The organism is Streptomyces sp. NPDC060027, assembly GCF_042737005.1.
Lineage (GTDB): Bacteria > Actinomycetota > Actinomycetes > Streptomycetales > Streptomycetaceae > Streptomyces.
The window spans coordinates 24155-30603 of record NZ_JBHWVI010000093.1 but is presented as its reverse complement, the minus strand read 5'-3'; the positions used below and the strand labels follow the sequence as shown (position 1 = coordinate 30603).

Sequence of the window (6449 nt, the reverse complement as noted above, 5' to 3'; positions counted from 1 at the left end):
CAGACCGTCAGCAGTGCCCTCGCCACCTGCGGGAACTCTCCCTTCGGGTGATCGCGGAAGAGCGGCTCGGTACCGAACAGCACGGCGCGCGGCCCCGAGACCACCGAGGCCCGGCCGCCGGCCGCCGTCGGCCCGCCCGATCCGTCGTCCAGCGGCCGCCAGTGCCCGGAGACCAGCGGATCGCCGGTCGCGTACGACTGCTCGACCCGGACCCCGGGGCCCGGGTCGGTGAACCAGACGGGCGCGTAGACGAAGCTGTGGTCGGGGGCGCCCGCCGTCACGGAACCGCCCGAATTCACCACGCGCACCACGCCGTTGGCGTCCTGGTTGCCCTCCACCGGCCGCACGTCGAGCAGTCCGGCGGCCGCGTTGAGCGCCGCACCCGTGGCACCGCGTCCGACGAGGCCGTGCGTGCCCAGGAAGGTGTCGAGAGCGGATCGCGCGGCCGGCGTCAGGGCCGCGTGGTCCAGCCCCGACGACACGAACAGCACGTCCACCGCCGACCAGTCGAAGCCCGCGTCGAGGCTCGCCGTCGACACCGGGACCACGTCGAAGTTCATCTCGCGGAGCGCGAAGAGCTCGCCGGGCGTGACGGCGGCGGCGACGCGGACACGCCGCAGCGGGACGCCCCGCGCCGCCGCCGAGCCGGAGGAGGCGCCGCGCGCCGCCTTCGCCGCGTCGAAGGAGACGTCGTACGCGCGGGCGGCCTCGACCGCCTTGGCACGGGCCGACGCCGGCACGACCACCCCGCCGTCACCGTCCTGCCGTACCGGAACACCCTGCTTCAGAAGGGAGTTGAGAGCGGCGACCTCCTGCGGTGTGCCGAGCCGGAGCCGCAGGTCGCCGCGTGGGGCGACCCGTCCGGCGCGCGGCGCCGCGTCGACCGCGCGCAGCGGGAGGGCCGACAGGCCCCCGCTCTCCACCCGCTCGACCGTCGCGCCCCACAGACGGCCGAGGCTCCAGCCCGAGATGTCGTACATCGTCGAGACCTTGTCGCTGATGTCCCGCCCGTCCGCGAGGATGACATTGGCCAGGCCGCGCTTGGGCTGACGCAGATCGACGACGAAGGAGCCCTTCGGGTACGAGCGTCCCGCGAGCCGGAAACCGTGCGCGGCGCGGGTGACCCGCACGTCATTGGCGATCAGGTGGTCCACCAGACGCGCGGCGGCGGCGCCCGAACGCTGGGCCGCGCCCGCCGGAATGACGTACGCGCTCGGGAAGTCGGCCGTGTAGACGTCCTCGGGGCCGATGCCCGGGACGCCGGGGACCGTCTCGGCGGAGACCGGTACCTGCGCGGCACCGGTCGCGCCCCGCCGGAAGACCTCGATCTGGTCGGCGATGAGCGAAGTCCGGTGCGACCGGGCGAAGTCGAGCGAGGCACGCAGCGCGGCGCCCGCGACATCGACGTTGATCGCCGAGCGGCGCCTCAGCTCGGCCACCGGCAGGGTGTCGTACGCCGTGCCGTTCACGTTCATCGGGATCTCGACGGTGTGCGCGGCGACCGTGCCGTGGAAGGCCGCGTACTGCGGGGTGAAGATCGGCGGCCAGTCGTCCCAGCCCTCCTGCTGGTCGCGGAAGGGGATCTGGGCGGGCTCCACACCGTCGGCGGCGGGGGTGTACCCGAGGCCGTTGACGGCGGCCTCCATGCCGAGGGCGTTGGCGTAGGTGTTCTTGAGGAAGAGGTCGTACTCGTAGTTCTCGCCGTGCGGCGGGGTCGTCGGCTCGATGAGTGTGCCGTTGACGTAGCCGTGCAGATCGAGCATGACGGCCGGCTGCTTGTCGATCGCGATCTGCCGCATCGCGCGCGCCTCGGGCTGCGAGGCGGTGATGAGGTCCCGGTTCAGGTCGAAGCCGTTCGCGTTGGCGCGGGTGCCCGCGATCCGGCCGTCCGGGTTCGCGGTGATGTTGAAGTAGATCCGGCTGTGGGCGAGCAGGTCCTTCGTCCTCGCGTCCGTGTCCGTGGCGAGGTGCTCGATGAGCGAGAGGGCGGCGTCCGTTCCCTCCCACTCGTTGCCGTGGATGTTGCTGTTGAAGAAGACCGGCGTCTTGTAACCGCTCTTGACCGCGGGGTCCCCGGCGGCGGCGCCGGGCGCGTTCTCGATGAGCTCGCGCATCCGCTCCTGGGCGCGGGTCCGGGCGGCGGACTCCGGGGCGGTGACCGTGACGAGGAACAGACGGTGGCCGCCCGCGGACCGCCCCGCGACCTCGACGCTCACCCGGTCGCCCAGCCGCTGCAGGGCGTTCAGCTTCGGCGCGATGGCGTGGTACGGGGTGAGGCCGAGCTTGATGGACTTGTCGGCGAGGTTCACCGGGTCGGGGGTGAGGACCTGTTGGCGGGGGTAACCGCGGGTGCTCGCCGACAGGTCGGTGACGGGGGCGGTGAGCGCGGCGCGGGCGGCGCTCGCGGGCGCCCGGGCGGCGCTGTCGGCCGCGGCGGCGCCCTCGCGGACCGGTGGCCTGCGATCGGCGGTGGCGCTGGTCGGGGCGAGCACCAGCGAGCCGGCCGCGACCGCGGCGACGGCGGCGAGCAGGGCGGGTCTCGGCAGGGGGCGGCGAGACTTCGGTAAGCGCATGCGTCGTACCTCCGGGGCAGGGGTTTCCTGAGGGCGTGCCGGCGGCTTCCCGAGGCCGGTCCGTGGCCCGCACGGACCGGCTCGGGTCGGTACGGCGAGGTGTACCTGTTCGACTCTCGCGCAACAAGAGCGCCTTCCCGTCACAACAGCCCTCACGTCCGCCCCGACGGCCGTCATGGATGCCCCGGACGGCGCATCACCGGGGGGCCGGAGCGGGCATGCTGAGTGCGGCACCCGGCCCGATCCGCCGGACAGGACCCGGCGGCGACACGTGTGGCGAGGAGAGCCCATGTCCCCGATTCCGTCGCTCCCCAGCAGGGGGGACGTGCTGCGCATGGTGCGCACCACGACCGAGATTACCGGCCAACTCCTCGACACGGCGGGGAACATCACCAGAATCGCCGTCAACACCCTCGACCCCCGGGACGGCTCCGGGACCGAGGCGCTGCGCGTCCTGCGTGAGACGACGGCCGAACTGGCCGAGGCGAGCGCCTCCCCGCAGGCGCAGGAGGCCTTCTACAAGATCGTCGACACGCTGACCCGGCTCGGTACGAGCGGGGCGCCGCTCGCCGTGCACCCCGTGAGTGAACCCGCCCAGGCGCTGCTCGCCGCGATCGGCGACAGCCTGCTGCCGGTCCTCGACGCGGTGGAACCCGCGGTTCAGGAGGCCGTGGTCGCGCTCGGCGAGCTCGTCGAGGCCACCTCGCCGCTGCTGCCCGCGGCGGCCGGCGTCGCCGCGGGGGCCCTGCTCGCGCTCACTCCGGTGCTCCGGGCGGCGGCGGGCGTCCTGCGTGACTCCTCGCCCGAACTCCAGCGCGTCGCCGACGCGTTGACGGCCGCGCTGGCTCCCCTGCTGCCCCTCCAGGTGGCCCTGGCCGAGCGGGCGGCCGCCGCGGGGGCCGGTGTCGTCCGGGCCGGACTTCCCCCGCTCGCCGACCTCGCCGAGGCCACTGCCGCCGCCGCGACGGCGGCGCGCCCGCTTCTGGTCGCGAGCGAGGAGTTCCTCGTCGCCGGCCTCGAACAGCTCCAGCCCGTGATGCTGAGTTCCGCCCGGCGCGCCGGCCGCGTCGCCCGGGCCGCCGCGGTCCGCGTCACCGCCGCGATGGCGCCCGCGGCGGATCAGGGGGTGGTGGTCGGCGTCACCGTCGCCTAGCACCGCCTCGACCGTGCGGCGCGTCACCGGGGCCGGTGACGGGCCCGTCCCCACTGCGCGGACCTGCACTACCCAGCGGACGATCACCACACCCCGGCACCGCCTCCGCCCGGTACCGCTTCCGTCCTTGCCGCCCGGTGCCGAGACCGTCCCCACCGCCCGGTGCCGAGACCGTCCCCACCGCCCGGTGCCGAGACCGTCCCCACCGCCCGGCGCGAGAACGTCCCGACCGCCCGGCGCGAGAACGTCCCGACCGCCCGGTGCGAGGCCGTCCCGACCGCCGGGCGCGAGGCCGCCCCCACCGCCCGGTGCGAGGCCGCCTCCTCCGCCTGGCGGGAGGCCGTCCCCACTGCCCGGTGCCCTCTCCCGCGGTACACCGATAAAGTTTCCCCATGCGCGATCTTGGGGTGGGCTTCGGTTACTTGCTGCGCGGCCAGCGATGGGTGGCCCGGCACGGGAAGAGCTATGGGTTCGGGCTGTTGCCGGGGCTCATCACGCTCGTGCTCTACGCGGCGGCGCTGGTCGCCCTCGGCGTCTACGGGGAGGACTTCGTCACCTGGGCGACCCCGTTCGCGGACGACTGGACCAGCCCCTGGTCGGGCCTGTTCCGCGGCTTCCTCACCGCCGTGCTCTTCGCGCTCGCCCTTCTCCTCTCGGTGCTCACCTTCACCGCGGTCACCCTGCTCATAGGGCAGCCCTTCTACGAGAGCCTCTCGGAGCGGGTCGACCGCGACGTCTCCCCGGACGGCACGGCCCCCGAGTCGGGGCTGCCGCTCTGGCGAGAGCTGTGGATCTCCGGACGCGACAGCCTGCGCATCCTCGTGCGGGCCCTCGTCTGGGCGGTCCTCCTCTTCGCGCTCGGCTTCGTCCCGTTCATCGGCCAGACCGTCGTCCCGGTGCTCGGCTTCGTCGTCACCGGCTTCTTCCTCACCGAGGAACTCGTCGCCGTCGCCATGCAACGCCGCCGCGTCGACCTCCGGGAGCGCCTCGCCCTGCTCCGCTCCCGCAAGACGCTGGTCTGGGGCTTCGGCACCCCGCTGGGCCTCGCCTTCCTCGTTCCGTTCGTCGCCGTCTTCCTGATGCCGGGAGCCGTCGCGGGCGCCACCCTGATGGCCCGCGACCTGCTCGGCGAGGAGATCGGCGAGGGTGCGGGCGACGACCCCGGGACAGCCGCCGACGGAGACCCCGAGGCGCTCGCCGAGGGGGAGCGGGCCACCCCCTGACGGACATCCTCGCCGTCGCCGTCGGCACCGTCCCGGCCGGACGCGGCGTCACCCCCGCGCGCGCCCCGTCCCCCTGACGGCCGGGGCGGCCGCGTCCGCGGCCACCGTCAGGATCGCCCGCACCTGATCGATGATGTCGAGACGGTTGCGCACGAACTCGGGGTCCGTCACCGTGCCGGTCGCCGGGTCCGTGTTGCCCGTGCCGAACTGCAGGACGGGTGTGTGGACATGACCGCCGGGCAGGCTCGCACCGAGGCCGAGACGGTCGCGCAGCAGTGTCGCCCGGTAGGCGATCTCGTTCGACAGGTAGTCCCCGCCGCCGCCCGCGCGGGCCCGCGAACCCGGGGTCGGTCCGTCGGGGCGCACCACGGGCTCGGTCCCTCCCGCCGGGATCTCGGTCACCGAGGTGTGGTCGTAAACCGGGAAGCGGCCCGTGTGCGCGGCGACGATCTGCGTGTACGGGAGGGTCGTCGACGTCCACTCGGGCCGCGAGGCCGGGTCGGTGACCGGGACGGGCCCCGTCCGGGAGACGTTCTCGTTGTCCGGAAAGCCGCCCCGCCAGGCCCCGTTGGTCCGCTCCACGTCGAACCGGCCGACGCGGCCCTGGCTGACCGTCGCGAACAGGTCCACGTGCGGGAGGTGCGGCCGCAGGGTCCGCTCCACCGTCCCCTCCAAGGAACCGGAGGTCCTGGAGGTGTCTCCGGCGAAGTCCCGCCAGCGGACCGGGAACACGACGGTCTCCACGCGCGCCGAACCGTCCGCCGTCCGGATCGTCGTGCCGTCGAGGGCGAGCGCGGTCGCCCCGGACGGGTTGGAGATCCGGATGTCGCGGTCGAGCGTGAACGGGTCGAACCCGGTCACCAGGATGCGCTTCACCCCCGTACGGGACGGGTAGCGCACGGCGTCCTGGCCGCGCGAGCTCCGCTCCAGGCCGTCCAGCAGACGGGCGCGTCGGGCATCGGTCAGCGCGAACCCGGGTTCCCAGCCCCGCACTTCGCGGGCCATGCCGAGCCGCGCCCAGTACAGCGGCCGGTCGTCGTCCCGGCTCAGGTCCCCGCCCGCCGGACCCCGGCCCTGTGCCCGGTCGACCGCCCGGCGCCACAGCCGCGCTCCCTGCCGCTGCACGATCCGCTCGGCCTGCGCGTACGACTCGGCCCGGCCCAGTGCCCGGACGAACTCCGGTGCCACCGTGCCGAATCCGGAGCGCCGCAGGATCTCCTGGGGTGCCGCTCCGTCGAGCCGTCGCTCCTCGGCCGTGGGGGTCTCGGCGGCCGTCGCCGACGGGGCGGGCGTCGCGGCGATTCCCGCCAGCAGGGCCAGCCCGAGTATGCCGATCCGAACGCGTAACCGAGTCAAGGGAGTTCGTGCCTTCCGTCGCGTGGGGGTGCTGCCGGACGGCGGAAGTATCCCGTGACGGGCGGGGCGTTCACCACGGTGCGGGGCGGAAGTGGCCGAAGGGCGTGGGGCGTTGCACGGGACGGAAGGGTGATGTCCGGGCCC

The 6449-nt window shown here is 74.3% G+C and carries 4 protein-coding genes; 2 read left to right on the top strand and 2 right to left on the bottom strand.

What is annotated here, in order from left to right; all coding sequences use genetic code 11:
• Positions 1-2573, bottom strand: a 2573-nt coding sequence (locus tag ACFWBT_RS22935) for a M14 family zinc carboxypeptidase (protein WP_385703256.1), incomplete at its 3' end; no start/stop codon positions are given.
• Positions 2574-2862: 289 nt separating this feature from the next.
• Here ACFWBT_RS22935 and ACFWBT_RS22930 point away from each other — a divergent pair.
• The gene (locus ACFWBT_RS22930) at positions 2863-3726 is read left to right on the top strand and encodes a hypothetical protein (RefSeq protein WP_385703253.1); all 864 of its coding nucleotides are present in this window, start codon (positions 2863-2865) and stop codon (positions 3724-3726) included.
• 392 nt (positions 3727-4118) lie between these two features.
• On the top strand, positions 4119-4949 hold the full coding sequence (locus ACFWBT_RS22925) for an EI24 domain-containing protein (protein WP_385703250.1): 831 nt from the start codon (positions 4119-4121) through the stop codon (positions 4947-4949).
• 48 nt (positions 4950-4997) lie between these two features.
• Here the strand turns inward: ACFWBT_RS22925 and ACFWBT_RS22920 are convergent, their stop codons facing one another.
• A complete protein-coding gene (locus tag ACFWBT_RS22920) occupies positions 4998-6305 on the bottom strand; it encodes a pyroglutamyl peptidase (RefSeq protein ID WP_385703247.1) in 1308 nt (435 codons plus the stop codon).
• Between the last annotated feature and the right edge of the window lie 144 nt (positions 6306-6449).

Coding starts and splice junctions, on each gene's coding strand:
- ACFWBT_RS22925 (WP_385703250.1), top strand. CDS start 4,119: ATGCGCGATCTTGGGGTGGGCTTCGGTTACTTGCTGCGCGGCCAGCGA.
- ACFWBT_RS22930 (WP_385703253.1), top strand. CDS start 2,863: ATGTCCCCGATTCCGTCGCTCCCCAGCAGGGGGGACGTGCTGCGCATG.